Origin of the sequence: Isoptericola sp. NPDC056618, assembly GCF_042792715.1 — a bacterium.
Classification (GTDB): Bacteria; Actinomycetota; Actinomycetes; order Actinomycetales; family Cellulomonadaceae; genus Isoptericola; species Isoptericola nanjingensis.
Genome location: NZ_JBHTVZ010000002.1, coordinates 222,846 through 249,830 on the forward strand (window position 1 = coordinate 222,846; position 26,985 = coordinate 249,830).

The following is a 26,985-nucleotide window of genomic DNA, read 5'->3' on the forward strand; positions in this document are numbered from 1 at the left end:
CGTGGTCGGCATGACGACGACACCCGACCGTGCCGACGAGGGCGCGCCGCTGCGCCCCCTCGACGAGACCTGGACGACGGCGCTCGCGGTGGTGGCGCACCCCGACGACATGGAGTTCGGCGCGGCTGCGGCCGTCGCCCGCTGGACCGGCCAGGGGAAGCGGGTCGTCTACAGCATGGTGACCAGCGGCGAGGCCGGGATCGACGGCATGCACCCCGACGAGGCGCGCCGGGTGCGCGAGGCCGAGCAGACCGCCTCCGCGAGGGCCGTCGGCGTCGAGGAGGTCGAGTTCCTCGGGTTCGCCGACGGGGTGATCGAGTACGGCCTGCCGCTGCGCCGGGCGGTCGCCGGCGCCGTGCGCCGGCACCGGCCGGAGGTCGTCATCACCGGCAACTACCGCGAGACCTTCCCCGGCGGGATGCTCAACCAGGCCGACCACGTCGCGACCGGGCGCGCCGTCGTCGACGCGGTGCGCGACGCCGGCAACCGGTGGGTCTTCACCGACCAGCTCGAGGCCGAGGGGCTCGAGCCGTGGGGCGGCGTGCGTCAGGTGTGGGTCGCCGGGTCGCCCGACGCGGGGCACGCGGTCGACGTCACCGACACGTTCGACGCGGGCGTCGCGTCGCTGCGGGCCCACGCCGCCTACCTGGACGGTCTCGGGTGGGAGCACTTCGACCCGGCCGAGTTCCTCGCCCGGATGACGTCGGCCACCGGGCCGCGGCTGGGCGTGGAGCACGCGACGTCGTTCGAGGTGCTCCGCATGGGCTGGGACGACTGACGCGAGACCGCACGCTCAGGCGTGGGTGACCTCGACGGCGCGGTCCACGACGGCGCGCAGGTCGCCCGACTCCGCGTGCCACGCGCGCTGCCGTGCGGCACCGCCGCCCCCGGCCCACAGCCGGCCGAGGAGCTCGGTGACCGCGTCCAGGTCGTCGGTGTCGATGAGCGCCTCGCGCACGTGCGCCACGAGCTGCCCGACGACGTCGTGCGCGGGTGCAGGCTGCCACGTGTGCGGCGACAGCAGCTCCGTCGACAGCCCCGAGCGACCTGCGCGCCAGGAGGCGGTGCGCAGCAGCTCGGGCCGCAGCACCGGCGCGGCGAGCCCTTCCGAGGCCTCGCGTGCCGCCGTCTCGACGAGCCCGCGGGCGAGGGCACCCAGCAGGGTGGCCGTGTCGGCGTCGAGGCAGACGTCGGCGACGCGGATCTCGACGGTGGGGTAGCGGGCGGAGAGCCGGGCGTCGAAGTACACCATGTTCTGGTCGAGGATCGTCCCGGTGGCGACGAGGTCGTCGACCGCCTGCCGGTAGGCCTCCGGGGACCCGAAGGAGCGGGCCGGTCCGGACGTGGGCCAGCGCGCCCACACCTGGGAGCGGTAGCTGGCGAAGCTGGAGTCCTCGCCCTGCCAGAAGGGCGAGTTCGCGCTCAGCGCGAGCAGCACGGACAGCCACGGCCCGATGCGGTCGAGGACGGCCACGCCCTCGGCGTCGTCGGCCACGGCGACGTGCACGTGGCAGCCGCTGGTGAGCTGTTCGCGGGCCGTGAGGCCGAACGCGGCCCGCGCCTCCAGGTAGCGCAGCCGCGCCACCGTCGTGCCCTCGAACGGCCACGGGGACGTGGCCAGCGCCGCGACGCGCACCCCGACCCGGTCGGCCGCCGCCTGCGCGCGCTGCCGGCCCGCGCGGACCTCCGCGGCGAGGTCGGTGAGCTCGTGGCGCGGGTGGGTCGCCGTCTCGAGCTGTTCCTCCATGAACTCGGTCTCGAGCGCGCCCCCGCCGGTCTCGGGAGACCTCGTCAGGTCGACGCCCGAGGCGTCGAGCGCCTCGCTGGCCCGTGCGACCGGCCGTCCGTCGTCCCCGACCAGCAGGAACTCCTCCTCGATACCCATGGTCCGCTTCATGCGGGGAAGTCTCACACGCGTGCGTGATCGTCGCGCACTTCCGCCGGCCCGCGGGTCTTCGCAGCGAGGATGTCCCGGGCGTCGGGCGCTGCCCTCCCTCCTACCGAGGCCGTCGTCCCGCCCCGTGATCTCCCTCTCGATATCCTGGCGGCGGCACCGAGGCCGGTCGCGAAGGAGCACCCGGATGACGGTCAGAGGCAAGGACTTCGACGGCGCGCTCGACCGCGCCGTGCACCACGCGCGGGCGTGGCTCGACGACGTGGGGGAGCGGCCGGTCCCGCCGCGCGCCGACGCGGACGCCGTCGGCCGGACGCTCGCCGGGCCGTTGCCCGGTCGCGGGCTCGCGCCGGCGGACGTGGTCGACGAGCTCGCCGCCCGGGTCGAGCCCGGCCTGATGGCGATCGGGTCGGGCCGGTTCTTCGGCTGGGTCATGGGCGGCACCCTGCCCGCGGCGCTGGGCGCCGACTGGCTCGTGAGCGCCTGGGACCAGAACGCCGGGATGCGGTTCTCCACGCCGGGCGTCGTCGCGGTCGAGGAGGAGGCGGGACGGTGGGTGCTCGACGCGCTCGGCCTGCCCGCGGGCTCCGACGTGGGCTTCGTGACCGGCGCGACGACGGCGAACCTCACCGGGCTGGCCGCGGCGCGCGGGGCCGTTCTCGGCCGTGCGGGGTGGGAGGTCCACGAGCGGGGCCTGACGGGCGGGCCTCCGGTGCGCGTGCTGGTCGGTGCCGAGCGCCACGACTCCGTCGATCTCGCGCTGCGCTACCTCGGGCTCGGCGCCCCGACGGAGGTGGCGGCCGACGACCAGGGCCGACTGCGCACGGAGTCCCTGGCCGCCGCGCTCGCCGAGGGGCCGCCGGGGGCGCCGACGATCGTGGCTCTGCAGGCCGGCAACGTGCACTCCGGGTCCTTCGACCCCTTCGCGGAGGCGATCCCGCTCGCGCACGACCACGGCGCCTGGGTCCACGTCGACGGCGCGTTCGGCCTCTGGGCGGGGGCGGTGCCGGGTCTCGCCCACCTGGTGCAGGGGATCGAGGGCGCCGACTCCTGGGCGACCGACGCGCACAAGACGCTGAACGTGCCGTACGACTGCGGCGTCGCCGTCGTGGCTGACCCTGCCGCCGTCCGCGCGGCGTTCGGCGTGCACACGGCGTACCTCGTGGACGCGCCCGGCCCCGGCAACCCCTACGACAAGGCGCCCGAGCTCTCGCGGCGTGCGCGCGGCGTGCCCACCTGGGCCGCGCTGCGTTCGCTGGGGCGGGAGGGGTTGGCCGGGCTCGTCGGAGGCCTGGCGGAGCGCGCCCGGGCGATCGCCGAGGGCGTCGCGCGCATCGACGGCGTGCGCGTCGTCAACGACGTCGTCTACACCCAGGTGTGCCTCGCGCTCGACGACGACGCCCAGACGCGCGCGGTCGGCGCGCGGCTCCTCGCCGACGGCGAGACGTGGATCTCCGGCTCCCGATGGCGGGGCCGGGACGTCCTGCGGGTCTCGGTGAGCAACTGGTCCACGGACGAGGACGACGTCGCGAGGACGGTCGAGGCGGTACGGCGTGCTGTCCGGGGCCCGGAGTAGTCCGCGGCGGCGGCTGCGGGCGGAGGAGCGCACCGGTGGCCCGGTCCCGGCGAGGGACCGGGCCACCGGTGCGTCGTGAGCCGTGCGGCTCGGGTCTCCGAGGAGGGCGTGTCAGGCGACGGCCTCGGGGACGTTGGCGACGCCGTCGGGCAGGATCCGCCGGCCCAGGACCTTCGCCGAGTACCCGGCGCGGTCGAGGTACGGCGTGATGCCGCCGGTGTGGAAGCCCCACCCGGCGCCGAGGATCATGCACAGGTCGATCTGCTGCGGCCCGGCGACCACGCCCTCGTCGAGCATGTGACCGATCTCGACCGTCAGCGCCGTGAGCACGGAGTCCAGCACGCCCGCGGCGTCGAGCACGGGGGTGCCGTGCCGGCCCTGCTCGCCGGCCGGGAGCGCCTCGCCGAAGACCGCCTGGATCGCCGGGTCGACCGGCTTGGGCAGCCCGGGGGCGGGACGGTCGAGCACGACGCGCGTGCCGTCCGCGACCAGCTTCTCCAGGCCGGGGGAGGTCGGGAACCGGTCGCCCAGGTCCTCGCGCAGCGAGGTGAGCACGTGCAGGCCGACGGCCGGGCCGACGAGGTCGAAGAGCTCGAAGGTCGGCATCGGGAAGCCCAGCGGCGCCAGCGCCGTGTCGGCCACCTCGACGGACGTGCCGTTCTCGATGGCCTCGACGACCTTGCCCATGACCAGCACGAGCAGCCGGTTGACGACGAAGCCGGGCCGGTCGGCGACGAGCACCGCCGTCTTGCGCAGCTTCTTCGTGATGGCGAACGCCGTGGCCAGCGCCTCGTCCGAGGTCCGCTCGGCCTTGACGACCTCGACCAGCGGCATCTGGGCCACGGGGTTGAAGAAGTGGATGCCCACGACGCGCTCGGGGTGCCGGAGGTCGGCCGCCATCTCGGTGACGGACAGCGCGGAGGTGTTCGTCGCGAGGATCGTGTCCTCGCGGACGATGCCCTCGAGCTCGGCGAAGACCTTCTTCTTGAGACCCATGACCTCGGTGACCGCCTCGATCACCACGTCGCAGGAGGCGAACTCGCCGATGTCGGTGGTGCCGGTGACGCTCGCGACGATGCGCGCGGCGGCCTCGGGCGTCATCCGCCCGCGGCCGACGAGCTTCTCGACCGTGGACCGGACGAAGCCGAGGCCCTTGTCGACCCGCTCCTGGTCCAGGTCGCGCATGACGACGGGGACGCCGAGGCGCTGCGCGACGAGCAGCGCGATCTGCGCGGCCATGAGGCCGGCGCCGACGATGCCGACCCGGGTGACCGGTCGGGCGAGGCTCTTGTCCGGGGCGCCGACGGGCTTCTTGCCGCCCGAGACGAGCTGGAAGGCGTAGACGCTGGCGCGCATCTCGTCGGACATGATGAGGTCCGCCAGCGCCTGGTCCTCGGCCGCGAAGGCCTCCTCGCGGGTGGCCGTCCGGGCCGCCGCGAGCAGGTCCAGGGCGCGGTACGGCGCCGGGCGCGAGCCCGCGACGACGGCGTCGAGCCGCTGGCGCGTGGCCGCGACGACGGCGTCCCACACCGGCTGGGGGTCGAGCTCGCGGCGGGGGACCTCGACGTCGCCGCGCAGCACCCGCGACGCCCACAGGATCGACTGCTCGAGGAAGTCGGCCGGCTCGAGGAGCTGGTCCACGAGGCCGATCTGCGCGGCCTCGGCCGCCTTGAACGGCTTCTGCGTCGCGGGGCGCGTGAGAATCACGTCGACGGCCTTCTCGATGCCCACGAGACGCGGCACGAGGTAGGCGCCGCCCCAGCCCGGGATGAGGCCGAGGCCGGTCTCGGGCAGGCCGAGCGCGGGGGCGTCGGACGACACCGTGCGGTAGTCGCAGTTGAGCGCGACCTCGAGGCCGCCGCCGAGCGCCAGCCCGTTGACGAACGCGAACGTGGGCACGCCCATGGTGTGCAGCAGCTCGTAGGCGGCGTGGCCGGACCGGCCCAGCTCGAGCGCCTGCTCGTGCGAGGTGACGGTGGAGACCTGCAGCAGGTCGGCGCCCGCGGCGAGGAAGTACGGCTTGCCGGTGACGGCGACGGCGGCGATCTCCCCGCGGCCCGCGCGCTCCTGCAGCGCGGTCAGCGCCGCGGTGAGCTCGGCCATGCCCTCGGGGCCCAGGGTGTTGGGCTTGGTGTGGTCGAGGCCGTTGTCCAGCGTGACGAGCGCGAGGGTGCCCGCGCCGCCCGGGAGCTCGACGTCCCGGACGAGGGAGTGCGTGACGCGCTCGGCGCGGACGCCGGAGGTGTTCTCGGTCGTGTTCGAGGGCATCGCGGTCAGTTCTCCTCGTCCGTCGCGGTCGTCGCGGTGGTGTGGCCGGAGTAGTCGGCGTGGTGCGGGTTCTCCCAGATGACGGTGCCGCCCTGGCCGAGGCCCACGCACATGGTGGTGATGCCGTACCGGACCTCGGGGTGCTGCGCGAACTGGTGCGCGAGCTGCGTCATGAGGCGCACGCCCGAGCTGGCCAGCGGGTGGCCCATGGCGATGGCGCCGCCGTACGGGTTGACGCGCTCGTCGTCGTCGGCGATGCCGTAGTGGTCGAGGAAGCTCAGCACCTGCACGGCGAAGGCCTCGTTGATCTCGAACAGGCCGATGTCGTCGATGGTCAGCCCGGCCTGGGCGAGCGCCCGGTCGGTGGCGGGGACCGGGCCGTAGCCCATGATCGACGGGTCGACGCCGGCGAACGCGGACGAGACCAGGCGCATCGCGACGGGCAGGCCCAGCTCGGCGGCGGTGTCGCCCGAGGCGAGCAGCGCGGCGGTGGCTCCGTCGGTCAGCGGGGACGCGTTGCCCGCGGTGACGCGTCCGCCCGGGCGGAACGGCGTCTTGAGGTTCGCGATGCCCTCGACGGTGGTGCCGGGGCGGGGGAGCTCGTCGGCGGTGGCCAGGCCCCAGCCCTGCTCGGCGGAGCGCACGGCGACGGGGACGAGCTCCGGGCCGACGTCGCCGTTGGCGAGCGCCTTGGCGTACTTGGCCTGGCTGTTGACGGCGTAGGCGTCCGCGCGCTCCTTGGTGAGGTGCGGGAACTTGTCGTGCAGGTTCTCGGCCGTGACACCCATGTTGAGCGACTCGGGGTCCACGAGCTTCTCGGACAGGAAGCGCGGGTTCGGGTCGGCGTCGAAGCCCATCGGGTGGCGGCCCATGTGCTCCACGCCGCCCGCGATGACGACGTCGGCGCTGCCGGTCGCGATGCCGGCGGCGGTCGTCGTGACGGCGGTCATGGCGCCCGCGCACATGCGGTCGATGGCGAAGCCGGGGACGGTCTGGGGGAGGCCGGCGAGCATCCCCACGGTGCGGCCGAGGGTCAGGCCCTGGTCGCCCTGCTGGGTGGTGGCGGCGATGGCCACCTCGTCCACGCGCTCGCCCGGCAGCTCGGGGTGGCGGCGCAGCAGCTCGCGGACGGCCTTGACGACGAGGTCGTCGGCTCGGGTCTCGGCGTACAGGCCGTCGGGCCGGGCCTTGCCGAACGGCGTGCGCACGCCCTCGACGAAGACGACGTCGCGCAGCGCGCGGCGGGCCGGGTTCCGTGTGGTCATGGAAACTCCATCCGCAGGCGGGGGTCGGGACTTCGGCGTCCGACGAGCGACGCCGCTCTCGGGCGACGACCCGGTGGGGCCGGCGCCGAGGTACACGCTACCGCGAGTACCGGGAACCAGGATAGACCACTCTGAGACCCCGTCTCACCTGACGGGTCGAAGGTCAGGAGACGGTGGAGAAGGCGTCCTCGAGCGGGGTCGCGACCAGCTCGACCTGCCACGGACGCGCGCCGCGACCCCGGAGGAACTCCGCGATCTCTGCCGAGCGGGCCGGGTCCGGCGGCGTCCAGCACAGGCGGCGCAGGGCGTCCGGCTGCAGCAGGTTCTCGACCGGCACGTGCAGGTCGCCGGACATCGTGGCGAGGAGGTCGCGGGCCGTCGTGAGCCGCCGGGCTGCGACGGGGTCTCGGTCGGCCCAGGTGCGCGGCTGGGGCGGTCCGTCGGTACGCGGGCCGCGCTGGCTCGGCAGCCGGTCGTCGGGCAGGGCGAGGGCCTCGTCGATCGCGCGCTGCCAGGCGGGCGCGCGGCGGCGCGTGGCCTTGCCCGCGAACTCCGGCAGGGCGGTGAGCTGCGGCACGGTGCGCGGCAGCGCGCGGGCGGCGGCCACGATGGCGCGGTCCGGCAGCACCCGGCCGGGGGAGACGTCGCGGGCGCGAGCGCTCGCGTCGCGCGCCAGCCAGAGGCTGCGGACCACGGCCAGCTGACGCCGGTCGCGCAGCGTGTGCGTGCCCGACGTGCGCCGCCACGGGTCGACGCGCGGTGCCGGGGGAGGCGCGGTGCGCTCGGCCTCGAACTCCTGGGCCGCCCACTCCGCCTTGCCGTCCGCGTCGAGCCGTTCCGCCAGGCGGTCGCGCAGGTCCACCAGCACCTCGACGTCGAGCGCGGCGTAGCGCAGCCAGTCCTCGGGCAGGGGCCGCGTGGACCAGTCGACGGCGGAGTGCTCCTTGGCGAGGCCCAGGCCGAGCAGCTCCGCGACGACCGCCGCGAGGCCGACGCGCTCCAGGCCCAGCAGGCGCGCGGCGAGCTCGGTGTCGAAGACGCGCGCCGGCCGCAGCCCGTGCTCGGCGAGCCCCGGCAGGTCCTGGGAGGCGGCGTGCAGCACCCACTCGGCGTCGCCCACGGCGTCGCCGATCGCCGACAGGTCGGGCAGCGCGACCGGGTCGAGGAGCGCCGTGCCGGCGCCCTCGCGGCGCAGCTGGACCAGGTAGGTGGCCTGACCGTAGCGGTAGCCCGAGGCGCGCTCCGCGTCGGCGGCGACGGGACCGGTGCCGGTCGCGAACCGCTCGACCACGCGGTCGAGGGCGGCCGGGGTGTCGACGACGCGCCCGACGCCGTCGGCCGGCTCGGTGAGCGGGACGACGTCGGTGGCGGTCGGGGGGACTGCTGAGCTCATGGCCCCACGGTATGCGGTCGGGACCCGGGGCGCGGGTGCCCGCGACCGCCCGACCGCGCGGCGAGCGAGGCGACGCCGTCGGGCAGCGGGGGCAGGCCGCCGGCCGTCGCCATGAGGTCGCCCCACACGGCGAGGTGCATCCCGAGGTCGGTGTCGGTGGGCGTCCAGGACGCGCGGATCTCGAGGTCCACCGCGTCGGGCGTGGCGCCCAGCGCGCCGAAGCTCTGGGAGAGGACGCGCGTCACGGTGCCGCCGATCGCCAGGGCGTCCACGCCCGCGGCCTCGAGCGACTCCGTCACCCAGGTCCACGCGACGTCGGCCAGCAGGGGGTCGGCGGCGAGCTCGGGCTCGAGGGTGGCGCGCACCAGCGTGACGACCCGGAAGATGCCCTGCCAGGTCTCCTGCCCCTCGGGGTCGTGCAGGACGACGAACCGGCCCGTGGCGACCTCCTCGCCCGCGGGCTCGGCGACCTCGCCCTCGAGGGCCACCGAGTACGGGGCCACGCGCGTGGGGCCGGGGATCTCCGCCAGGTGCACCTCGCCGCGCAGCCGCCGCTCGCGCAGGGACGCCAGCGCGGCCGCGAACGGGGCGGGCACCTGCCGGGTCTCCTGCCGAGGGTCCCGCTTCGAGTCACCCGTGCGATCGCCGGTCACGCCAGCCACCGTACGGCCCGGCGCGGCCGGTCGGGCGAAACGACGCACCGGGGGGCCGGTCGTGTCCGGATCGTGATGGTCCGTACACCTCGGCCGCCGCGCCGACTACGCTGGTCCCGGCTCCCGGGCGGGGGCGCGCGTGCGCCAGTCGCCGCCACCCGGCCGCCCGACCCGAACCGAGAACCGACGGAAGCAGGGAAACGATGACAGCTCGTGCCCAGATCGGCGTGACCGGCCTTGCGGTGATGGGCCGCAACCTCGCCCGCAACTTCGCGCGGCACGGCTACACGGTGGCGGTGCACAACCGGTCGTACGCCAAGACGCAGTCGCTGATCGCCGACGCCGGGCAGGAGGGCGACTTCGTCCCGTCCGAGTCGATGGCCGACTTCGTCGCCTCCTTGGAGCGCCCCCGCAAGGTCGTGATCATGGTCAAGGCGGGCGCGGCGACCGACGCCGTCATCGACGAGCTCGTGCCGCTGCTGGAGGAGGGCGACATCGTCGTCGACGCCGGCAACGCCCACTTCCCGGACACGATCCGCCGCGAGAAGGACCTCAGCGCGAAGGGCCTGCACTTCGTGGGCACCGGCGTCTCGGGCGGCGAGGAGGGCGCGCTCAACGGCCCGTCGATCATGCCCGGCGGCACCCGCGAGTCCTACGCGAGCCTGGGCCCGATCCTCGAGGACATCTCGGCGAAGGTCGACGGCACGCCGTGCTGCACCTACGTCGGCCCCGACGGCGCCGGGCACTTCGTCAAGATGGTGCACAACGGCATCGAGTACGCCGACATGCAGCTCATCGCCGAGGCCTACGACCTGCTCAAGCAGGGGCTGGGCGCGTCCGCGGCCGAGATCGGGCAGATCTTCGCCGAGTGGAACACCGGCGACCTCGAGTCGTTCCTCATCGAGATCACCGCCGACGTGCTGCAGCACGTCGACGCGGCCACCGGCAGCGCGTTCGTCGACATCGTGCTCGACCAGGCCGAGCAGAAGGGCACCGGCCGCTGGACGGTGCAGAACGGCCTCGACCTCGGCGTGCCGATCACCGGCATCGCCGAGGCGACGTTCGCCCGCGCGCTGTCCGGCTCCGTGCCGCAGCGCGAGGCCGGCCGCGCCGCGCTGCCCGCCGACGCCGGGACCTGGGAGATCGCGGACCGCGACACCTTCGTCGAGGACGTGCGCCTCGCGCTGTACGCGTCGAAGGTCGTCGCGTACAGCCAGGGCTTCGACCAGATCGCCGCAGCCTCCGCCGAGTACGGCTGGGACATCGACCGCGGTGCCATGGCCCGCATCTGGCGCGGCGGCTGCATCATCCGCGCCCGCTTCCTCAACCGCATCACCGAGGCGTACGAGCGCGACGCCGCGCTGCCGCTGCTCCTCGCGGACGAGTACTTCACGAACGCCGTGGGGAACGGCCTCGCCGCCTGGCGTCGGGTCGTGTCGCAGGCCGCCCTCAACGGCGTCCCGACCCCCGCGTTCTCCTCGTCCCTCGCCTACTACGACGGCGTGCGCGCCGAGCGGCTGCCCGCCGCGCTCATCCAGGCGCAGCGCGACTTCTTCGGTGCGCACACCTACCGCCGCACCGACCGCGAGGGCACCTTCCACACCGAGTGGTCGGCCGACCGCTCCGAGCAGGAGGCATGAGCGCACCCGTGAGCACCACCAGCACCGACGCCGGCCCCGGGTTCCAGCCCGTCATCGTCGGCTCGGACATCGGTGTGTACGCCCTCGCCCGCTCGTTCCACGAGCGCTACGGCGTGCGCACCACCGTCGTCGCCTTCGCCGAGCCGGGCCCGATCGCGCACTCGCAGATCATCGACACCGAGCTGTCCGGCACCGCGCCCGAGCAGATCGTCGGGGCGCTCCAGGACGTCGCGGGCCGGCTGTCGGCTCCCGGCCGCACCCTCGTGCTCCTCACCAACATGGACTGGGTGGTGCGCGTGCTCGTGCACCACCGCGGGGAGCTCGAGGCCGCCGGCTACGTCGTCCCGTTCGCGGACGCCGCGCTCATCGACCGGATCTCCGACAAGGCGGAGTTCCAGGAGGTGTGCGCGGGGCTCGGGATCCCGACGCCGGCCACGGTGATCCAGGACTTCGCCCGGGCGGAAGAGCCCGGCTGGGAGCCGCTGCCCGTCGGCTTCGACTTCCCGGTCATCGCCAAGCCCGCGAGCAGCGCCGACTACCACGACGTGCAGTTCGCCGGGAAGAAGAAGATCTACGAGATCGCGACGCCGGCCGAGCTGGACCGGCTGATGATCTCGCTGCGCGAGGCCGGCTTCCGCGGGCGCTTCCTGGTGCAGGAGAACATCCCGGGCGACGACACGCGGATGCGGTCGGTCACGGCCTACGCCGACTCGAGCGGGCGGGTCACGCTGCGCTCCTCGGCGCAGGTGCTCCTCGAGGAGCGCACGCCGGCCGCGCGCGGCAACCCGTCGGCGATGATCGTCGAGCCGATCGACGAGATCCTCGACGCCGCCCAGCGGATCCTCGAGCACACCGGCTGGCGCGGGTTCGCGAACTTCGACGTCAAGCTCGACCCGCGCGACGGCGTGTTCAAGTTCTTCGAGCAGAACCCGCGCATCGGTCGGAACAACTACTACCTCACCGCGGGCGGGCAGAACCCGACCGAGGCCCTGGTGGACGACGTCGTGCACGGCGTGCGGCGCGAGCCGGTGACGGCGGACCGGGAGGTCCTGTACGCCGTCGTGCCGAAGCGACTGCTGCGCTCGTACGTGCTGGACCCGGAGCTGCACGCCCGCGTCGTGCGGCTGCAGCGCTCCAGGCGCACGGTGCACCCGCTGCGCTACAAGGCGGACGCGTCGCCCCGTCGCCGCCTGTACGTGCTCACGGCGATGCTCAACCACGTGCGCAAGTACCGGCAGTTCTACCCGCTGGAGGCGCTGCGCCGGAACTACGCGGCGAACACCGCGGCGGGAGCGCCGGCCGGCACGTCGGCCGGCGGCGCCGCGACGAAGGAGGCATCGTGACGCAGACCCCGCAGCGGAGGCTGCAGCCCGTCGTCCTCGGCGGCGACATCGGCGCGTACAGCCTGGCCCGGGCCTTCCACGAGGCGTACGGGGTGCGTTCGGTCGTCGTGTCCGGCGCCTCCACCGGCCTGGTGCGGCACTCGCGCATCCTCACGCACGTGGCGGAACCCCGGATCGACGACCCCGAGGCGATCGTGGCGCGCCTGCGCCGCATCGCGGACGAGCACGCCGACGCCGATCTGGTGGTCGTGGGCTCGGCCGACTGGCTGGTGCGGATGCTCGTGCAGCACCGCGACCGCCTCGAGGACCGCTACCTGGTGCCCTACGTGGGCGAGGAGCTGCTGCTGCGGCTCACGGACAAGGAGGAGTTCGGGGCCCTGTGCGCCGAGCTCGGCCTCGCGCACCCGACGACGGTCGTGCACGACGTCGCGTCGGGCACCGAGCCGGACACGAGCGGCCTGACCTTCCCCGTGATCGCCAAGGCGGCCAGCACGGCGGCCTACCACGACGTCGAGTTCGCGGGGAAGAAGAAGGTCTTCCTCGTGGACACCCGCGCCGAGCTGCTCGACCTGCTCGGGCGCGTGAAGGACGCCGGGTACGTCGGCTCGTTCGTCGTGCAGGACTACATCCCGGGCGACGACTCCGGCATGCGGATCCTCACCTGCTACAGCGACGCGCAGGGCAAGGTGCGGTTCTCCTCCTTCGGGCACGTGCTGCTCGAGGAGCACGCCCCCGGCGCGCTCGGGAACCCGGCCGCGATCGTCACGGGCACCCAGTCCGAGGTCGTGGAGCAGGCGCGCCGCCTGCTCGAGCACGTCGGCTGGACGGGCGTCGCGAACTTCGACCTCAAGTACGACCCGCGCGACGGGCGGTACGTGTTCTTCGAGCTCAACCCGCGTCTGGGCCGCTCGAACTACTACGTCACGTCGACGGGTGCGAACCCGGTGAAGTTCTACGTGCACGAGCACCTGCGCGGGCTCGACCCCGACCCGCGCGCCGTGCTCGGGCCGGACGTCCCGCTCTCCGGCGACGGCGAGGTCACGACCGAGCACCTGTACACGGTGCTGCCGGGCGCCCTGCTGCGACGCTACGTCGCCGACCCGGCCATCCGGTCCCGGACGCGTCGCCTGCAGCTGACGCGGCGTGCGTCCAACCCGCTCTGGTACCGCAAGGAGTGGGACCCCCGTCGGGTCGCGTACCTGCTGGTGTCGCAGGTCAACCAGTTCCGCAAGTACGCCCGGCACTACCCGGTGGCGCAGTCGCGGGCCCTGGCCTGGACCGGCCCGGCCGCACGGCAGGGCACCCGGGAGGGCGCGTGACCCCGGAGGCCGGGCACGGCGCCGACGGGACGGTCGACGACCGCCCCGTCGGCGTGATCGGCGGGGTCGGCCCGCTGGCCACCGCCTACTTCCTGCAGCGGGTGGTGCAGCGCACCGACGCCGAGCGGGACCAGGACCACGTGGACCTCGTCGTGCTCAACCACGCGACGATCCCGGACCGCACGGACTTCGTGCTCGGGCGGTCGCCCGCCGACCCGGGGCCCGTGCTCGCGCGGGACGCCCGGCGCCTGCAGGACTTCGGCGTGCAGTTCCTCGTCATGCCGTGCAACACCGCGCACTACTTCACCCAGCAGGTGCTCGACGCGGTCACGGTGCCGTTCGTCTCGATCATCGACGTGACGGTCGCGGCGGCGCGCGAGCGGGTGCCCGGCCTGCGCCGCGTCGGCCTGCTGGCCACGGCGGGCACGGTCGCGTCGAAGGTGTACGACGACGCGTTCGCCGCCCACGGGATCGACGTCGTCGTCCCGGACGCGGCGGACCAGGACGTCGTCAACGCGGTGATCTACGACCAGGTCAAGGCCGGCCGACCGGCGGACCCCGACGCGTTGCGCGGCGTGGCGGCCCGGCTCGTGGAGCGCGGCGCGTCCGTCGTCGTGCTCGGGTGCACGGAGCTGTCCGTCGCCGCGGTCGACCACGACCTGCTCGACGAGGAGCCCTTCCTCGACTCCATGGACGAGCTGGTGCGCGCGACGATCACGGGCGCCGGGCACCGCGTGCGCTGACGCTCCGCACGCCGCACGACACGCGCGAGGGCCCCGTCCGGCGGACGGGGCCCTCGCGCGTGTCAGGGTCGGAGGAGGCCGGGCTCAGTCGCCGATCTCGCTGGTCCCGGCGTACAGGTGCAGCACGGGGACCTGCAGGTGCTCGCGGGCCCGCGACGCCCAGTCGGAGCGGAAGGTGTCGGCGACCACGTGCGGGTAGGTCACCACGACGACGTCCTGCACGGAGTCCGGGCCGCCCTGGGCGGCGACGGCGGCGCTCAGCGCGGGCAGCGGGTCCTCCTCGGTGACCGTGCCCTCGGCGGTGGCACCGGCGGCCCGCAGCGCCGCGAGGGACCGCTCGAGGCGCTCGGCGGCGGTCACCTTCGCCTGCTCGGGCGTGGGTTCCTTGCCCACCAGGTCCTGCCCGGCCTCGCGCAGCTCGCCCACCCACAGGTGGTCGATGATCGCGGCCACCACGTTGCGGTCGGTGTCCGAGGGGACGAGCACGCGATAGCGCTCGGCCTGCTCGTCGTGCAGGGACAGGATGTGCGCCACGTCGGCGTCGGTGAGGGCGTCCTCGGTGAGGACGACGGTCGTCGGCATGCCAGCACCGTAGCCACCCGGGGCCGCGGATGCGAGGCCAGGCGCCTGCCAGGGGACGGGACGTGACGCGCGCCTCGCCGCCGTCGCTCCCGGGATCGCTCAGCGCAGCAGCCAGCGCGCGACGAGCGTGCCCGTGCTCGGCGCGTGCAGCAGGTGCGCGAGCCGGGCGGGCGTGGGCGGCGTCGCCGGGATACCGGCCGGCGGCGGGGTCTCGCCGGGGGCCCCGGCGGGGGAGGCGGCGACGATGCGGGAGGGTCCCGGCCCGACCAGGCACGGGCTCGTGGTCACGCACAGCTCGTCGACCAGGTCGTCCGCGAGCAGGGCGGCCAGCAGCGTCGGGCCACCCTCGCACAGCACGCGACGCAGCCCCCGGTCGGCGAGCGCGGCGAGGCCGGCGCGCAGGTCCACCTCGTCGGGGTCGTGCGCCGACGCCACCGTGAGCACCCGGTCGGCGGGGACCATCCGGCGCGCCGTCCCCGCCCCGGCCTCGCCGGTGAGGACCAGCGGCGGACGGTCGCCGTCGGCGAGCTGCTGCGGCACTCGGCCGGAGCGGCTGACGAGCGCGAGCTCGAGGGGACGGTCGTCGACGGCGGGCAGGCCCGGGGGCCGGTCGAGCGCGGTGTAGCCCTCGTGCCGGGCCGTGCCCGCCCCCACCAGCACGACGTCGGCCGCGGCGCGCAGGACGCGGAACACGCGCCAGTCGGCGTCGTCGTTGATCGAGCCGGACAGGTGGTCCGGCCCCCACGCGCCGCCGTCGACCGTGCTGACGAAGTTGGCCCGCAGCCAGGCGCCCGACCCGGTGCCCTCGTCGTACAGCGCGGCGAGCCGGGTCTCGGCGGGGTCGGCCGGGACATGCTCGGGTGCCGGGACGAGCAGGTCGAGGGGCGTCGTGGCAGATCTCACAGCGGTCAGCGTACTGACGCGGCGTAGCCTTGACGGTCGTGACGCTCACGCAGGACGAGGACCGGGACCAGGACACGGGCGCGGACGCAGGCGCGACGCCCCCCGCGCGGGACGGCGCGGTGCCGTCCCTGTCGGCGGTGCGCCCGACCGTGTCCCCGGACCGGCTGCTCGCCGACCTCGTGCCTCCGCGCCACTTCGCCGAGGCGCGCTTCTCCACCTACCGGGCCGACCCCGCCCACCCGAGCCAGACGACGGTGCCCGCCCGGCTGCAGGAGGTCGCGCGCGAGATCGTGGCGCCCCGGTCGTCCGGGCTGAAGGCGCTGTTCGGCCGGCGTCGCGCGGTGCCCGCGGTCTACATGGACGGCGGCTTCGGCGTCGGCAAGACCCACCTGCTCACGTCGCTCGCGCACGAGGTCACCGCGACCCTCGGCGAGGGGTCGGTCGCGTACGGCACGTTCGTCGAGTACACGAACCTCGTGGGCGCCCTGGGCTTCCTCCCCACGGTCGAGGCGCTCGCCACGCGCCGCCTGGTCTGCATCGACGAGTTCGAGCTGGACGACCCGGGCGACACCGTGCTGATGTCCCGGCTGCTCCGCGAGCTCGCCGACCGCGACGTCTCCCTCGCCGCGACGTCGAACACCCTGCCCGAGGCGCTGGGCGAGGGCCGCTTCGCGGCCGAGGACTTCCTGCGCGAGATCCAGGCGCTCTCCTCCCGGTTCGAGGTGCTGCGCGTCGACGGCGAGGACTACCGGCACCGCGCCGTCGTGACCGAGGCGGCGCCGCTCGCGGCCGAGGTCGTCGCGCGCGCGGCGGCCGGCCGCCCCGGCGCGGTGCTCGACGAGTTCGACGGGCTGCTCGCGCACCTCGCGACCGTGCACCCGAGCCGGTACGGCGCCCTGCTCGACGGCGTGGAGCTCGTGGCGCTCACCGGCGTGCGCCCCGTGCAGCGGCAGGAGGTGGCCCTGCGGCTCGTGGTCCTCGTCGACCGCCTCTACGACCGCGACGTCCCCGTGCTCCTCGCCGGCGACGGCGCGCAGCACCTGTTCACCGACGAGATGCTGCGCGGGGGCTACCGCAAGAAGTACTTCCGGGCGCTCTCGCGCCTCGGCGCCCTGGCGGAGGAGGGCCGGCGCCTGACGGCGTGACGGCCCTTCACAGAGCCCTGACGACGACCTGACGGCTCGGTGAGTGCCGTCTCGCGGCGAGCCGTGGCCGCTACGGCTCGACCGGGCCGGCGTGCAGCACGGCGGGGGCACGCGGCGGGATCCGCAGGACGCCGTCCGCGAGCGTCGTCCCCTCGGGGTCCCAGGCGGCCAGGACCTCCGTGCCGGCCGGGAGCGAGGAGACGTCGACGTCCGCCGGCTCCGTGCCGGTGACCAGCGCGACGGCGGTGCGCCCGCGGCGGCCGAGGAGCGTCGTCCCCTCGGTCCGCACGTCCACGGGCAGGTCCCGGTCCGCCGACGCGGCGGGCCGCAGGGACAACAGCGTCCTGGTCCAGTCGACGAGGCGCCGCGCCCGCTCGTCCCGCGCGGGGACGGGCACGTGCTCGGTGTCGAGCACCGGAGGCGTCCCGGCGAGGATCGCGAACGTCAGCAGGCACGCCCGGTCGTCGTCGGTCGAGCCCGGGGCCTCCAGGAGGGACTCGCCCGCGTCGGGCGTCCACGGGACGGAGCGGTTCGCGGCGGGCAGCCGCGTGAGGTCGCGCACGAGCACCGCGGAGGCCCGCTGCGTGGCGCGGTGCGCCCGTCGGAGGCTGGGCGGCCGCCACGGGGCCGTCGTCGGGGGAAACACCTCGTGCGCGAGCCGGCGCAGGTCCTGGACGGCGTCGGCGTCGCCCGGCGCGGCGAGGATGTCGTGCACGACGGTGGTGAGCCGGTCGCTGCGCCCCGGCCCGTCGACGAGGAGGTGGAGCCGGCGGCCGAGCTGCTCGCCGAGGTGGTGCACGTCGTCGGCGAGCTCCCCGAGGAACGGCACCGCCGAGCGGTCCACGAGCGCCTCGACGTCGAGCAGCAGGCCGTCCACGTGGAAGTCGCGCAGCCAGCGCTCGGCGTCGGCCACGAGGAAGTCGCGCGGGCCGCGGCTCCCGCTGCCGTCGAGGTTGATCCGCGGGCTGTCGGAGCCCGGCGGTCCCGGCCGCGCGCCGGTGCGGGGGCCGATCCGTGAGCCGGTGGCGTAGGGGCCGAAGGTATGCAGGCCGAGGTCGTCGGCGACGGCCCACCGGTGGGGTGCGTCCAGGACGACGGCGAGCCCGTTGCGGTGCGCGCGGTCCACGAACCGGTGGAGCGCGCGGGGGCCGCCGAGCGGCTCGTGCACGGCGAACAGGCGGACACCGGCGGCGGGGCCGCGGTCGGGGTCGTGCGCGGCGAGGGGGGAGAGCTCGACCCCCACGACGCCGGTCGCCGCGACGTCCTCCAGGAGGTCGGCGGCCGCGTCGAGGGTGCCGGCGGCGGTGAACGTCGGCAGGTCGACGCGCAGCAGCGCGCCGGCGTCGAGGTCCACGCCCCGCCAGGCGCCGTCGGTCCAGCAGAACTCCTGGTACAGCACGCGCGACGGGCCGTGCAGGCCGCACGGCAGCCAGGTGCTGCAGGGATCCGGGACGGGCGTTCCGCCGTCGACGGAGAAGAGGTAGTCCGTGCCCGGCGAGAGCTCGGCGTCCGCGCGCCAGTATCCGGGCTCGTGGGCGCCCACGAGGCGGAGGGGGAGCCGGGAGCCGGACGCCGGAAGCACGACCTCGACGGTGTGGGCCCGCGGCGCCCACAGCAGAGGGCGGGGCCCCGGCCAGCGATCCCGCGTGCCGGGGAGCGGGGGCGGGGTCCCGGGTGCCGCCCTGTCGGCGAGGCCTGCATCGGCAGCGGTCACGGCGGACACTCTAGCCACCGGAGGCGACCTTCGCGGCCCCGCGTCCAGGTGCCGGATGCCGCGGGCGACGGTGACGCCAAGCGACCGTCCGGCCGTCGTCCGGGGAGCGTGCAGGAGGCGACCTCACCACACCATCTGGCACAAATAGTGTGCCAAGCGCGAGCGGAGCACACCACCGGCTGCTAGACCTTGGCCATGAGCACGGATGGCACAGGCACCCGACCCACGGTGCCGGTGGACAGGTTGGACGAGTCGATCGCCTCGCAGGCCAGGCTGGCACCCCGGCGGCGCCCGCTGGACGATCGCGACCGGGACGCCAGGTCCGGGGGAGACGCGGCGAAGGCGCCGGCGTCCCTCTCCGCGGCGGAGCTCGGCCCCATCGAAGGCGCCTCGAGCGGAGTCTCCTGGGACGACCCGGACGAGCTCTGACCCCGAGCGTCGACGCGCGTGGCGTCAGCGGGGCAGGCGGTCCGCGCCGACGGGGACGAGCCGCGGCATCCCGGCGGGGGCGACGCGGCTGAGCGCGACGTAGCGCGCCTCGGCGCGGTGCAGCCTGATGTGCTCGTCGAGGGACCAGTCCGGCCCGTTGGTGAGGACCATCCCGCACGAGCAGTCGATCTCCACGGCGCCTCCGTGGCCGTGCCGGACCTGCCCCACCGTGACGTGCGACGCCCGGGCGTGCGCCTTGGCGCGGTGCATCGTCGCGGAGACGGGGTCGGGTGCGGTCGGCGGCACGTCGACGGGGGCGGGGAGGGGCTGATCCACGCGGGCGAGCCTACCTAGTGGGTGTCCGCCTAGTGGCTGTGCGCGATCCCGAGCTCGTGCATCCGCTCGTGCTCCTCGCGCGCGGCCTGGCGCGCGGCGATGCGCGCCTGCACGTCCTCGCGGCGCAGCGGAGGCACGGTCTTCGGAGGCTGGCGTCGCTCGGGGAGCTCGCCGAGCAGGCGGGTGACGATCTCCGCGATCTCCGCGGTCGCCTCCTCGCACGGCTCGCGGGTGGCGGCGCTCGCCGAGCGCTGGACGCCCGTCACCTTGCGGACGAACTGCTCCGCCGCGGCCCGGATCTCCTCGTCGGTGGCGGGCGGCTCGAGCCCCCGCAGGGTCGTGATGTTGCGGCACATGCTCCCGACGCTACGCCGCGGGTGTGACGACGGCGACACCCGGCGGCGCGGGGGGAGGGAAGGGACGCGAAAGGCCGCCCCGGGCGAACCGGGACGGCCTCGTTGTGGTGGGCGATACTGGGATCGAACCAGTGACCTCTTCCGTGTCAGGGAAGCGCGCTACCGCTGCGCCAATCGCCCGTGCGGCTGCTGCGCTCCCCGCGAGGGAAATGCAGAGCTCGGAGCGGATGACGGGACTCGAACCCGCGACCCTCACCTTGGCAAGGTGATGCTCTACCAACTGAGCCACATCCGCGCGACCGGGTCGTTCAGGACTGCTGTCCTGGCCTCCCGGCGCCTGAGGAACATTACTCGACCTTCCGCGCGCTGGTCCAATCGCGGCCGTGTGACCTGCGACGCTGCGGCGCCTTCGGCCGTCGGCGGTGCGTCGGTGGGCGCGGCGGTGGGCGTGTCGGAGAGCAGGGTCGTGCTCCGGGAACGACGAAGCCCCGACCGGATCCCGGTCGGGGCTTCGTGATGCTGGTGGGCGATACTGGGATCGAACCAGTGACCTCTTCCGTGTCAGGGAAGCGCGCTACCGCTGCGCCAATCGCCCGTGCTGCGAGGTGGGTACGGGATTCGAACCCGTGTATACGGCTTTGCAGGCCGCTGCCTCGCCTCTCGGCCAACCCACCTTGAGACGTGCTCTCCCGACGCTCGACGTGAGTCGATCAGAGAGTGGGCCTCCGAGCGGATGACGGGACTCGAACCCGCGACCCTCACCTTGGCAAGGTGATGCTCTACCAACTGAGCCACATCCGCACGACCAGGACCAGGACACCCTGCGGTGCCCGCCGTTCTGGCGCGCCCCAAACATTAGTGGACCCCTGGCGGTCCGTCCAATCGCCCCCGCCCGGGGCTCCGCGCGGGACCCGCTAGCGTGCTCGTGTGCACGAGCCGACCTCCTGGGCCGCGTTCGCCGGCCGCCGTGCGTCGCGCGCCGTCGAGTGCGTCGACCTCTCCGAGCAGCCGGAACGGCTCGACTCGGGGCTGTGGTTCGTCGTCGCCGACTTCGAGGCCGACCTGGGACGCGACGGCGCCACGCGGCCGGGCGGCCGGGCCCGCGCGTGGCGGTTCGCCGACGTGGGGCCCGCTCCGGCGCCGGGGAACGACGGGAGGTCCTGGCACGGCCCCGCGCCGTCGTCCTGGGCCAGCTCGCTCGACCGGGACTCCTACGTCCGCGCGGTGGCGACGGTCCGGGAGCGGGTGCGGCGCGGCGACGTCTACCAGGTCAACGTGTGCCGGGTCCTGTCCGCGCCGTTGGCCGCGACGGGCGCGGACGCCGGTGCCGAGCCCGACGCCGCCGGGCTCGCCGCGCGGCTGACGGCCGGCAACCCCGCCCCCTACGCGGCCGCGGTGCACGTGCCCGCCGCGAGCGGGCTCGAGCCCGTGTGGGTCGTGAGCGCCTCCCCGGAGCTCTACCTCTCGCTCGAGGCCGCCCCCGGCGGGACGTCGCTCGCCTCGGGCCCGATCAAGGGCACGGCGCGCACGCCGTCCGGCCTCACCGCCAAGGACCGCGCCGAGAACGTGATGATCACCGACCTCGTGCGCAACGACCTGCAGCGCGTCTGCCGCCCCGGCACCGTCGACGTGACCGACCTGCTCTCCGTCGAGGAGCACCCCGGGCTCGTCCACCTCGTGTCCCGCGTGCGCGGGGAGCTGCTCGCCGCCGGCCCCGGGCTCTGGGCGCGGGCGCTCGAGGCCACGTTCCCGCCGGGGTCGGTCTCCGGGGCGCCCAAGTCGTCCGCGCTGCGGCTGATCGCCGAGCTCGAGCCGACCGCCCGCGGGCCCTACTGCGGAGCCGTGGGCTGGGTCGACGGCGACGCCGGGCGCGCCGAGCTCGCCGTCGGGATCCGCACCTTCTGGTGGGAGGACGCGGGCGACGGCGGCGTCCTGCGGTTCGGCACCGGCGCCGGGATCACGTGGGGGAGCGACCCCGAGCGGGAGTGGGACGAGACGGAGCTCAAGGCGGACCGGCTGGTGGGGCTCGCGTCGTCGGAGCGATGAGTCCGGGGGAGTCGGGACGTCTCACGTGCATGACACAGGTGACCTGCGACCTCGGCATCTCCCTCGACGGCATCTCCGCGGGGGTGAACCAGTCCCTCGACCAGCCGTTCGGCGACGGCGTCGGCGACGGCGAACGGATCATGCACGCGTGGATGTTCGACAACCCGGACGACCACCGGGCGGAGCTCGACGCGATCACCGCGGCGGGCGCGTTCGTCATGGGCCGCAACATGTTCAGCCCGGGCCGCGGGGAGTGGGACCTCTCGTGGCGCGGCTGGTGGGGCGAGGACCCGCCGTACCACGCGCCGGTCTTCGTCCTCACGCACCACGAGCGCGACCCGATCGAGATGCAGGGCGGCACCACGTTCCACTTCGTGACCGGCGGGCCGCAGGAGGCCCTCGCCCGGGCGCGCGAGGCGGCCGGCGACCGGAACGTGTCCGTGGCCGGCGGGGCGACGACCGTCAATCAGTTCCTCGCCGCGGACCTCATCGACGAGCTGCGGCTGCACGTCGCGCCCGTGGTGCTCGACGTGGAGGGGGTGCGCCTGTTCCAGGGCGTGGGAACGCACGACCTGCGCACGGTGTCCGCGCGCGTCACGCCGGAGGTGACGCACCTGGTGCTGCGCCGCTGAGCACCCCCCCGGCGCCTGTCACTCCGGGACGTTGCCGCTGTCGTGCCCCAGCAGGTACGGCGTCGTGACCCCCGTGTACATGAGGTGCGCCACGAGGCCCTCGGTGGCGTGCGGCAGGTTGTGGCAGTGGTCCATCCAGATCCCCGGGTTGTCCGCGAGGAACGCGACGTCGTAGACCTCGCCGTCGGCCACCTCGAGCGAGTCCGTCCACCAGGGGCTGCCGCTCGCGGCCACGCCGTCGCGGGACAGCACGACGACGTGGTGGCCGTGCAGGTGCATCGGGTGCGGGGCGCCGCTGCGGTTGTCGATCCGCATGCGCACGACGTCACCCCCCGCCACCTCGAACATCGGGACGTCCGGGTAGGTGTGCCCGTTCACCGTCCAGTGCATGCCCGGCTTGCCGTCGAGGAACCCGGGCGCCCGGCCGATGACGTAGTCGAACGAGCGGTCGGCCGCGCCCGGGTCCAGGCCGAGCGGCGCGGGCGTCCCGTAGGTGAGCAGGTCGAGGGTCGCCGTCGGGCGGCGCGTCGCCGAGGACGCCGCGCCGTCGGGCCCGACGACGACGGCGGAGGCGCCGCCCAGCTCGACGCGTGCCGCCGAGCCGTCCCCCGGCGCCACGACGAGCAGGTCCGCGCGCCCGCCGGCGGGGACCACGACGGCGCGGTCGCGCACCTCGGGCGGGCCGTGCACGTCGGTGCCGTCGACGGCGAGGAGGCGGAAGGGAGCCCCGCCCACCCACACGGGGAGGACGCCGTTGTCGGTGTTGATCACCCGGACGCGCGCCGCCGTCCCCGGCGGGACGTCGACCGGCAGGTCCCCGGTCGCCCCCTGCACCGTGCGCCGCGCCCCGTAGCGGTGCACCAGCGCCGGGACGTCGACGGCGTCGTCCAGCAGCCTCGCGACCTCCGGCCCGCCGGCCGGTCGGGCGTCCCGCCGCGGGGACACCACCACCGCCCCGAGCAGCCCCTTGCGCACCTGCTCGTGCGAGACCTGGTGCGAGTGGTACCAGTAGGTGCCCGCGTCGGAGGCGACGAACCGGTACGTGTGCGACCCGCCGACCGGCACGGCGTCCTGCGTCACGCCTGCCACGCCGTCCGCGGCGTTCGGCACGTCGATCCCGTGCCAGTGCAGCGTGGCGCCGCCCGGCGCGCTCTCGTTGACGAACCTCACCTCGACCAGGTCGCCCTGCGTGGCGCGCAGCGTCGGGCCGGGGGTGGTCCCGTTCACCGTGTACGCGTCGGTCGTGGCGCCGGGCGCGAGCTCGACGCGCTCGGCGCGCGCGGTGAGGGTGAGCGCCACGTCGGCAGGGCCGGTCGGGGCCACCAGGGTGTCGACGCTCGCGGCGGCGGGCGCAGGCACGCCGCCGTGGCCCGAGTGACCCTCGGGCGTCGTGACGCGGGGCCCGCTGCCCCGCTCGAACGCGCCCGCCTCCGAGACGGAGAACCGGCCGGGCGTCCTGCTGGTCTGCCAGAGCAGCAGGAGCGGCACCAGGACGGCCGCCGCCACCAGGCCGGCGACGACGCGCCGCAGGACCGGTGAGCGGTCGGCCGTCATGGTGCGCCGAGGTCAGGGCGCGACGCCGCCGGCGGCCAGGCCCGGGGACGCGACGGCGGGCGCCGCGTGCTCGGCCCGGTCGCGCGCCGTCACGCGCCAGCCGGTGTACATCGCGACGCCGAAGAGCAGCAGGGCGTTGACCCCGTGCAGGGCGCCGAGGAACGGGATGCTGTGACCCGCGAGGCCGAGCGTGACCTGGAGCGCCACCAGCAGGAGGATCGCCAGCCCCCACCGCCAGGCGCCGCGGACGCCGGCGAAGAACGACGCGACGAAGGCCAGCAGGGCGACGGCCGGCAGGACCATCGTGCCGTTCATCCCGTGGAGCAGCAGGCCGATCTCCTCGGGGAACAGCGACTCCCCGGCCGCGGACTGGTCCATCGCGGCCTGGTCGAGCACACCGCCCTCGTCGATGAAGAGCCCCAGACCGGCGACCGCATAGACCATCACGGCGGCCTGGACGACGACGCCGGCGGCGACGACGTACGCGAGCACACGAAACACCTGTCTCATGCCGATCTCCTCGATCGTGCAGGGGTCGCGCTGTCGCGACCCGTTCTCTGATGGTGAGACGGGCGCGGGCCACCCGCTACGAGCTTCCGGGGTGAACCAGGGGTGAACTCGAACGCCCCGGGCGACGCCGTCCGGGCGTGATGTCGGGCACACTGGCCCCATGAGTCTGGTGATCTGGGCGGAGGGCCGCCTCGTCGGGCCGGGAGAGGCTGCGCTGAGCGCCGTCGACCACGGCATCACCGTCGGCGACGGCGTCTTCGAGACCTGCACGATCTTCGACGGCCGGGCGTTCGCGCTGACGCGGCACCTCCGGCGCCTGGCGCGCTCGGCCACCGGGCTGGGTCTCGCGGCCCCCGACGAGCAGAAGGTGCGCGACGGCGTCGCGGCCGCGCTCGCCGAGGCCGTGCGGCTCGACGGCGCGTTCGACGGCCGGCTCCGCATCACCGTGACGGCCGGCGTCGGGCCGCTCGGCTCCGGCCGCGTCGACGCGCCGCAGACCGTCGTCGTGGCCGCGCAGCAGTCGGCCATGGCGCCCACGTCGCGGTCCGCGCGCTCGCCGTGGCCGCGCAACGAGCGGTCCGCCGTCGCGGGGCTCAAGACGACGTCGTACGCCGAGAACGTGGTGGCCCTCGCGGACGCCGTGGGCAAGGGCGGCGACGAGTCGATCCTGCCCAACACCGTCGGCGACCTGTGCGAGGGGACGGGCTCCAACGTGTTCGTGGAGCGCGACGGCGAGCTGGTCACCCCGGTCCTCGACTCCGGGTGCCTCGCCGGCATCACCCGCGCCCTCACGCTCGAGTGGGCGGCCGAGGAGGGCCTGCCCGTGCGCGAGGCGAAGGAGGGCGAGCTGCCGTTCACGGTGCTCGACGAGGTGTCGCAGGGTCGCGCGCAGCTCGCGCTCACGTCGTCGGGGCGCAACGTGCAGCCCGTCGTCTGGCTGGACGGCGCCGACGTCGAGGTGGGGGACGTGACCCGCGCGGCGCGCGAGCTCTTCGAGCGGAACTGCCGCGAGCGCCTCGACCCCTGAGTGCCCGCGGCGCCGGTTTGGTCCGCCGCCCGATCTGTGGCTAATATCGTCCACGCACCGGGCGATTGGCGCAGTGGTAGCGCGCTTCGTTCACACCGAAGAGGTCACTGGTTCGAACCCAGTATCGCCCACCCTGAGTGTTGGGGCCTCTGACCTGCGAATTCGCAGGTCAGAGGCCCTTTCTCGTGTCCGCCCCAGGTGGACCCGAGAGGACTGAAAGGGACCCGGTGGGCCACGGATTGGCCCACCAGCGCCCCACAGCTGGTGCTCGAAGAACACCTGATCTGTGGGAGGCGAGAGCCTGATGGCACGAACCAAGCGAGGCTTCGGAAGCACCGAGCGGCGTACCAACCGCGCGACCGGCAAGACCACCGGATGGCGCGCGAGGTACCTGGCGCCCGACGGGGTGCGCTACCACCGCACCTTCACGGCGCGGGTCGACGCCGAGGCGTGGCTGTACGCCGAGGAAGGGCTCATCGCCCGGGGTGACTGGGTGCCGCCCAACCAGCGTTATGCGGCGTCCGTCTCGATGCCCGTGTTCGAGTACGCCCGAGTGAACCTCGACAGCCGGAACCTCGCGCCGCGCACGCGCGAGGAGTACGAGAACTACGTCACCCGCTTCGTCGAGGCGCACAAGCTGGGTGCGATGCCGATACGGGCGGTCGCGCCGATGGACATCGGAGCGTGGCTCGCAGACGTACGGTCCCAGACGGGACCGACGATGTCGGCCCGGGTGTACAGCCTCGTCGCGTCGATCTTCAACGCCGCCGTGCGGGACCGGCTCGTCGACCGCAGCCCCTGCACGGTGCGAGGAGCGTCGAACGCGCCGCGCGTGTCGGCCAAGACGAGTGCGGCACCCGAGGAGGTCGCTGCCGTGCTGGAGCACCTCGGGGAGAGGTACAGGGCTCTGGTGCTGGTCGCAGCCTGGTCGGGCCTGCGTTCCGGGGAGATCCGGAACCTGCGACGCCGACATGTCGACCTCGATGTCGGCACGGTGAGCGTCGAGCAACAGGTGCAGAACATCCGCGGGCAGGGGAAGGTCGTCCGCGACGTCAAGACCGAGGCCGGGCGGCGGACCGTGAACCTGCCATCCGCTGTGACAGAGGTCCTGGCGCGGCACATCGCGACGTTCTCCCAGCCCGGACCCGACGGGCTGGTCTTCCCCTCGCGTGTCGGCACGCCCATCTCGCAGTCGGTGCTGTGGAGCGTCTGGAACAAGGCGCGGCAGAAGATCGGCCGGCCCGACCTGAGGATCCATGACCTTCGGGCGACGGCCGCCACCATGGCGGCACGCACCGGTGCGACGATCGCCGAACTCCAGGCGCGGCTCGGGCACGCGACACCGGGAGTGGCGATGCGATACCAGACCGCCGCACAGGCCCAGGACGCACGTATCGCGGCCGCGCTCGACGACTACGTCGTGCTCCCCGAGGAGACGTTGGGCCACCGGGGCGCGGGTGCCGCGAACGCTGATCCGCGACGGCCCGGCCCGGCGGCATGACACGGGCGCGAGTGGAGGCCGATAGTTCCTCGGTGGCCCACAAGGGTGCCGGCGGTGGCCCACGCACGCTGCCGGATTGGCCCACACGGATCGCGGGCCACGTCGAGGCTGAGCTGGGCATACGGGTGCCGCCGTCACCGTCGTGGCCCACAGCGT

Annotated in this window: 23 protein-coding genes and 6 tRNA genes; 12 read left to right on the forward strand and 17 right to left on the reverse strand. The window is 74.6% G+C overall.

All coding sequences use genetic code 11. The features are described 5' to 3' along the window. Window positions 1–10: 10 nt before the first annotated feature. Entirely contained in the window at window positions 11–778 is a 768-nt protein-coding gene (locus tag ACFQ8T_RS04075) for a PIG-L deacetylase family protein (RefSeq protein WP_430545280.1), read from the forward strand. A gap of 15 nt (window positions 779–793) precedes the next feature. Here ACFQ8T_RS04075 and ACFQ8T_RS04080 read toward each other — a convergent pair whose 3' ends face one another. Beyond that, window positions 794–1,897: a glutamate--cysteine ligase gene (locus ACFQ8T_RS04080; protein WP_430545281.1), complete on the reverse strand. Its 1,104-nt coding sequence runs from the start codon at window positions 1,895–1,897 to the stop codon at window positions 794–796. 184 nt (window positions 1,898–2,081) lie between these two features. On the opposite strand from ACFQ8T_RS04080, the gene ACFQ8T_RS04085 reads away from it, so the two are divergent. Next, window positions 2,082–3,470, forward strand: coding sequence for a pyridoxal phosphate-dependent decarboxylase family protein (locus ACFQ8T_RS04085; RefSeq protein WP_430545282.1), 1,389 nt, complete (start codon window positions 2,082–2,084; stop codon window positions 3,468–3,470). A 111-nt stretch (window positions 3,471–3,581) separates the two neighbouring features. Here ACFQ8T_RS04085 and ACFQ8T_RS04090 read toward each other — a convergent pair whose 3' ends face one another. The 4 genes from ACFQ8T_RS04090 to ACFQ8T_RS04105 form a co-directional block, all read right to left on the reverse strand. Next, window positions 3,582–5,738: a 3-hydroxyacyl-CoA dehydrogenase NAD-binding domain-containing protein gene (locus ACFQ8T_RS04090; protein WP_430545283.1), complete on the reverse strand. Its 2,157-nt coding sequence runs from the start codon at window positions 5,736–5,738 to the stop codon at window positions 3,582–3,584. A 5-nt stretch (window positions 5,739–5,743) separates the two neighbouring features. Next, window positions 5,744–7,003, reverse strand: a complete 1,260-nt coding sequence (locus ACFQ8T_RS04095; protein ID WP_429763712.1) for a thiolase family protein — start codon at window positions 7,001–7,003, stop codon at window positions 5,744–5,746. 163 nt (window positions 7,004–7,166) lie between these two features. Further along, window positions 7,167–8,396, reverse strand: a complete 1,230-nt coding sequence (locus ACFQ8T_RS04100) for an HRDC domain-containing protein (protein WP_430545284.1) — start codon at window positions 8,394–8,396, stop codon at window positions 7,167–7,169. Beyond that, window positions 8,393–9,049 (reverse strand): DUF3000 domain-containing protein, encoded by a 657-nt coding sequence (locus ACFQ8T_RS04105; RefSeq protein WP_430545285.1) that lies wholly within the window; start codon window positions 9,047–9,049, stop codon window positions 8,393–8,395. The genes ACFQ8T_RS04100 and ACFQ8T_RS04105 overlap by 4 nt, the downstream gene beginning before the upstream one ends. 203 nt (window positions 9,050–9,252) lie before the next feature. Between ACFQ8T_RS04105 and gndA the strand changes: the two genes are divergently transcribed. From gndA to ACFQ8T_RS04125, 4 genes are read left to right on the forward strand one after another with little or no spacing between them, the layout of a single operon-like run. After that, window positions 9,253–10,689: an NADP-dependent phosphogluconate dehydrogenase gene (gndA, locus tag ACFQ8T_RS04110; protein ID WP_430545286.1), complete on the forward strand. Its 1,437-nt coding sequence runs from the start codon at window positions 9,253–9,255 to the stop codon at window positions 10,687–10,689. Then, window positions 10,686–12,032, forward strand: a complete 1,347-nt coding sequence (locus ACFQ8T_RS04115; RefSeq protein ID WP_430545287.1) for a hypothetical protein — start codon at window positions 10,686–10,688, stop codon at window positions 12,030–12,032. The genes gndA and ACFQ8T_RS04115 overlap by 4 nt, the downstream gene beginning before the upstream one ends. Then, a complete protein-coding gene (locus ACFQ8T_RS04120) occupies window positions 12,029–13,351 on the forward strand; it encodes a carboxylate--amine ligase (protein WP_430545288.1) in 1,323 nt (440 codons plus the stop codon). Before ACFQ8T_RS04115 ends, ACFQ8T_RS04120 begins: the two co-directional genes overlap by 4 nt. After that, on the forward strand, window positions 13,348–14,094 hold the full coding sequence (locus ACFQ8T_RS04125) for an aspartate/glutamate racemase family protein (protein WP_430545289.1): 747 nt from the start codon (window positions 13,348–13,350) through the stop codon (window positions 14,092–14,094). Before ACFQ8T_RS04120 ends, ACFQ8T_RS04125 begins: the two co-directional genes overlap by 4 nt. Before the next feature lie 84 nt (window positions 14,095–14,178). Here the strand turns inward: ACFQ8T_RS04125 and ACFQ8T_RS04130 are convergent, their stop codons facing one another. Next, window positions 14,179–14,676, reverse strand: a complete 498-nt coding sequence (locus ACFQ8T_RS04130; RefSeq protein ID WP_430545290.1) for a hypothetical protein — start codon at window positions 14,674–14,676, stop codon at window positions 14,179–14,181. Window positions 14,677–14,775: 99 nt separating this feature from the next. Continuing rightward, window positions 14,776–15,579 carry a dihydrofolate reductase family protein gene (locus ACFQ8T_RS04135; RefSeq protein ID WP_430545291.1) on the reverse strand — a complete coding sequence of 268 codons (804 nt, stop codon included), beginning with the start codon at window positions 15,577–15,579 and terminating at the stop codon, window positions 14,776–14,778. Window positions 15,580–15,617: 38 nt separating this feature from the next. On the opposite strand from ACFQ8T_RS04135, the gene zapE reads away from it, so the two are divergent. Beyond that, entirely contained in the window at window positions 15,618–16,724 is a 1,107-nt protein-coding gene (gene zapE / locus ACFQ8T_RS04140; RefSeq protein ID WP_430545292.1) for a cell division protein ZapE, read from the forward strand. Window positions 16,725–16,794: 70 nt separating this feature from the next. On the opposite strand, the gene ACFQ8T_RS04145 is transcribed toward zapE, so the two are convergent. The 8 genes from ACFQ8T_RS04145 to ACFQ8T_RS04180 form a co-directional block, all read right to left on the reverse strand. After that, window positions 16,795–18,306, reverse strand: coding sequence for a hypothetical protein (locus ACFQ8T_RS04145; protein ID WP_430545293.1), 1,512 nt, complete (start codon window positions 18,304–18,306; stop codon window positions 16,795–16,797). 585 nt (window positions 18,307–18,891) lie between these two features. Then, entirely contained in the window at window positions 18,892–19,203 is a 312-nt protein-coding gene (locus tag ACFQ8T_RS04150; RefSeq protein WP_429763701.1) for a hypothetical protein, read from the reverse strand. Between the two features lie 29 nt (window positions 19,204–19,232). Next, window positions 19,233–19,559, reverse strand: coding sequence for a DUF2277 domain-containing protein (locus ACFQ8T_RS04155; RefSeq protein ID WP_430545294.1), 327 nt, complete (start codon window positions 19,557–19,559; stop codon window positions 19,233–19,235). 105 nt (window positions 19,560–19,664) lie between these two features. Beyond that, a tRNA-Val gene (locus ACFQ8T_RS04160) sits at window positions 19,665–19,739 on the reverse strand. A gap of 42 nt (window positions 19,740–19,781) precedes the next feature. Then, window positions 19,782–19,854, reverse strand: a tRNA-Gly gene (locus tag ACFQ8T_RS04165). 225 nt (window positions 19,855–20,079) lie between these two features. Further along, window positions 20,080–20,154 (reverse strand) — tRNA-Val (locus ACFQ8T_RS04170). A gap of 8 nt (window positions 20,155–20,162) precedes the next feature. Further along, window positions 20,163–20,233: transfer RNA gene (locus ACFQ8T_RS04175), tRNA-Cys, on the reverse strand. Between the two features lie 54 nt (window positions 20,234–20,287). Next, a tRNA-Gly gene (locus ACFQ8T_RS04180) sits at window positions 20,288–20,360 on the reverse strand. 126 nt (window positions 20,361–20,486) lie between these two features. Here ACFQ8T_RS04180 and ACFQ8T_RS04185 point away from each other — a divergent pair. Both ACFQ8T_RS04185 and ACFQ8T_RS04190 read left to right on the forward strand, forming a co-directional pair. Next, window positions 20,487–21,605, forward strand: a complete 1,119-nt coding sequence (locus ACFQ8T_RS04185; RefSeq protein ID WP_430545295.1) for a chorismate-binding protein — start codon at window positions 20,487–20,489, stop codon at window positions 21,603–21,605. 29 nt (window positions 21,606–21,634) lie between these two features. Further along, window positions 21,635–22,237, forward strand: coding sequence for a dihydrofolate reductase family protein (locus ACFQ8T_RS04190; RefSeq protein WP_430545296.1), 603 nt, complete (start codon window positions 21,635–21,637; stop codon window positions 22,235–22,237). Window positions 22,238–22,255: 18 nt separating this feature from the next. Here ACFQ8T_RS04190 and ACFQ8T_RS04195 read toward each other — a convergent pair whose 3' ends face one another. Next, a complete protein-coding gene (locus tag ACFQ8T_RS04195) occupies window positions 22,256–23,791 on the reverse strand; it encodes a multicopper oxidase family protein (protein WP_430545297.1) in 1,536 nt (511 codons plus the stop codon). Window positions 23,792–23,803: 12 nt separating this feature from the next. Further along, on the reverse strand, window positions 23,804–24,301 hold the full coding sequence (locus ACFQ8T_RS04200) for a hypothetical protein (RefSeq protein WP_430545298.1): 498 nt from the start codon (window positions 24,299–24,301) through the stop codon (window positions 23,804–23,806). 160 nt (window positions 24,302–24,461) lie between these two features. On the opposite strand from ACFQ8T_RS04200, the gene ACFQ8T_RS04205 reads away from it, so the two are divergent. The 3 genes from ACFQ8T_RS04205 to ACFQ8T_RS04215 all read left to right on the forward strand — a co-directional run bounded on the left by ACFQ8T_RS04205 (window position 24,462) and on the right by ACFQ8T_RS04215 (window position 26,829). Next, window positions 24,462–25,328, forward strand: a complete 867-nt coding sequence (locus ACFQ8T_RS04205) for an aminotransferase class IV (protein WP_430545299.1) — start codon at window positions 24,462–24,464, stop codon at window positions 25,326–25,328. Between the two features lie 59 nt (window positions 25,329–25,387). Further along, window positions 25,388–25,459, forward strand: a tRNA-Val gene (locus ACFQ8T_RS04210). A gap of 155 nt (window positions 25,460–25,614) precedes the next feature. Then, window positions 25,615–26,829, forward strand: a complete 1,215-nt coding sequence (locus tag ACFQ8T_RS04215) for a tyrosine-type recombinase/integrase (RefSeq protein WP_430545300.1) — start codon at window positions 25,615–25,617, stop codon at window positions 26,827–26,829. The last annotated feature ends 156 nt before the right edge of the window (window positions 26,830–26,985 follow it).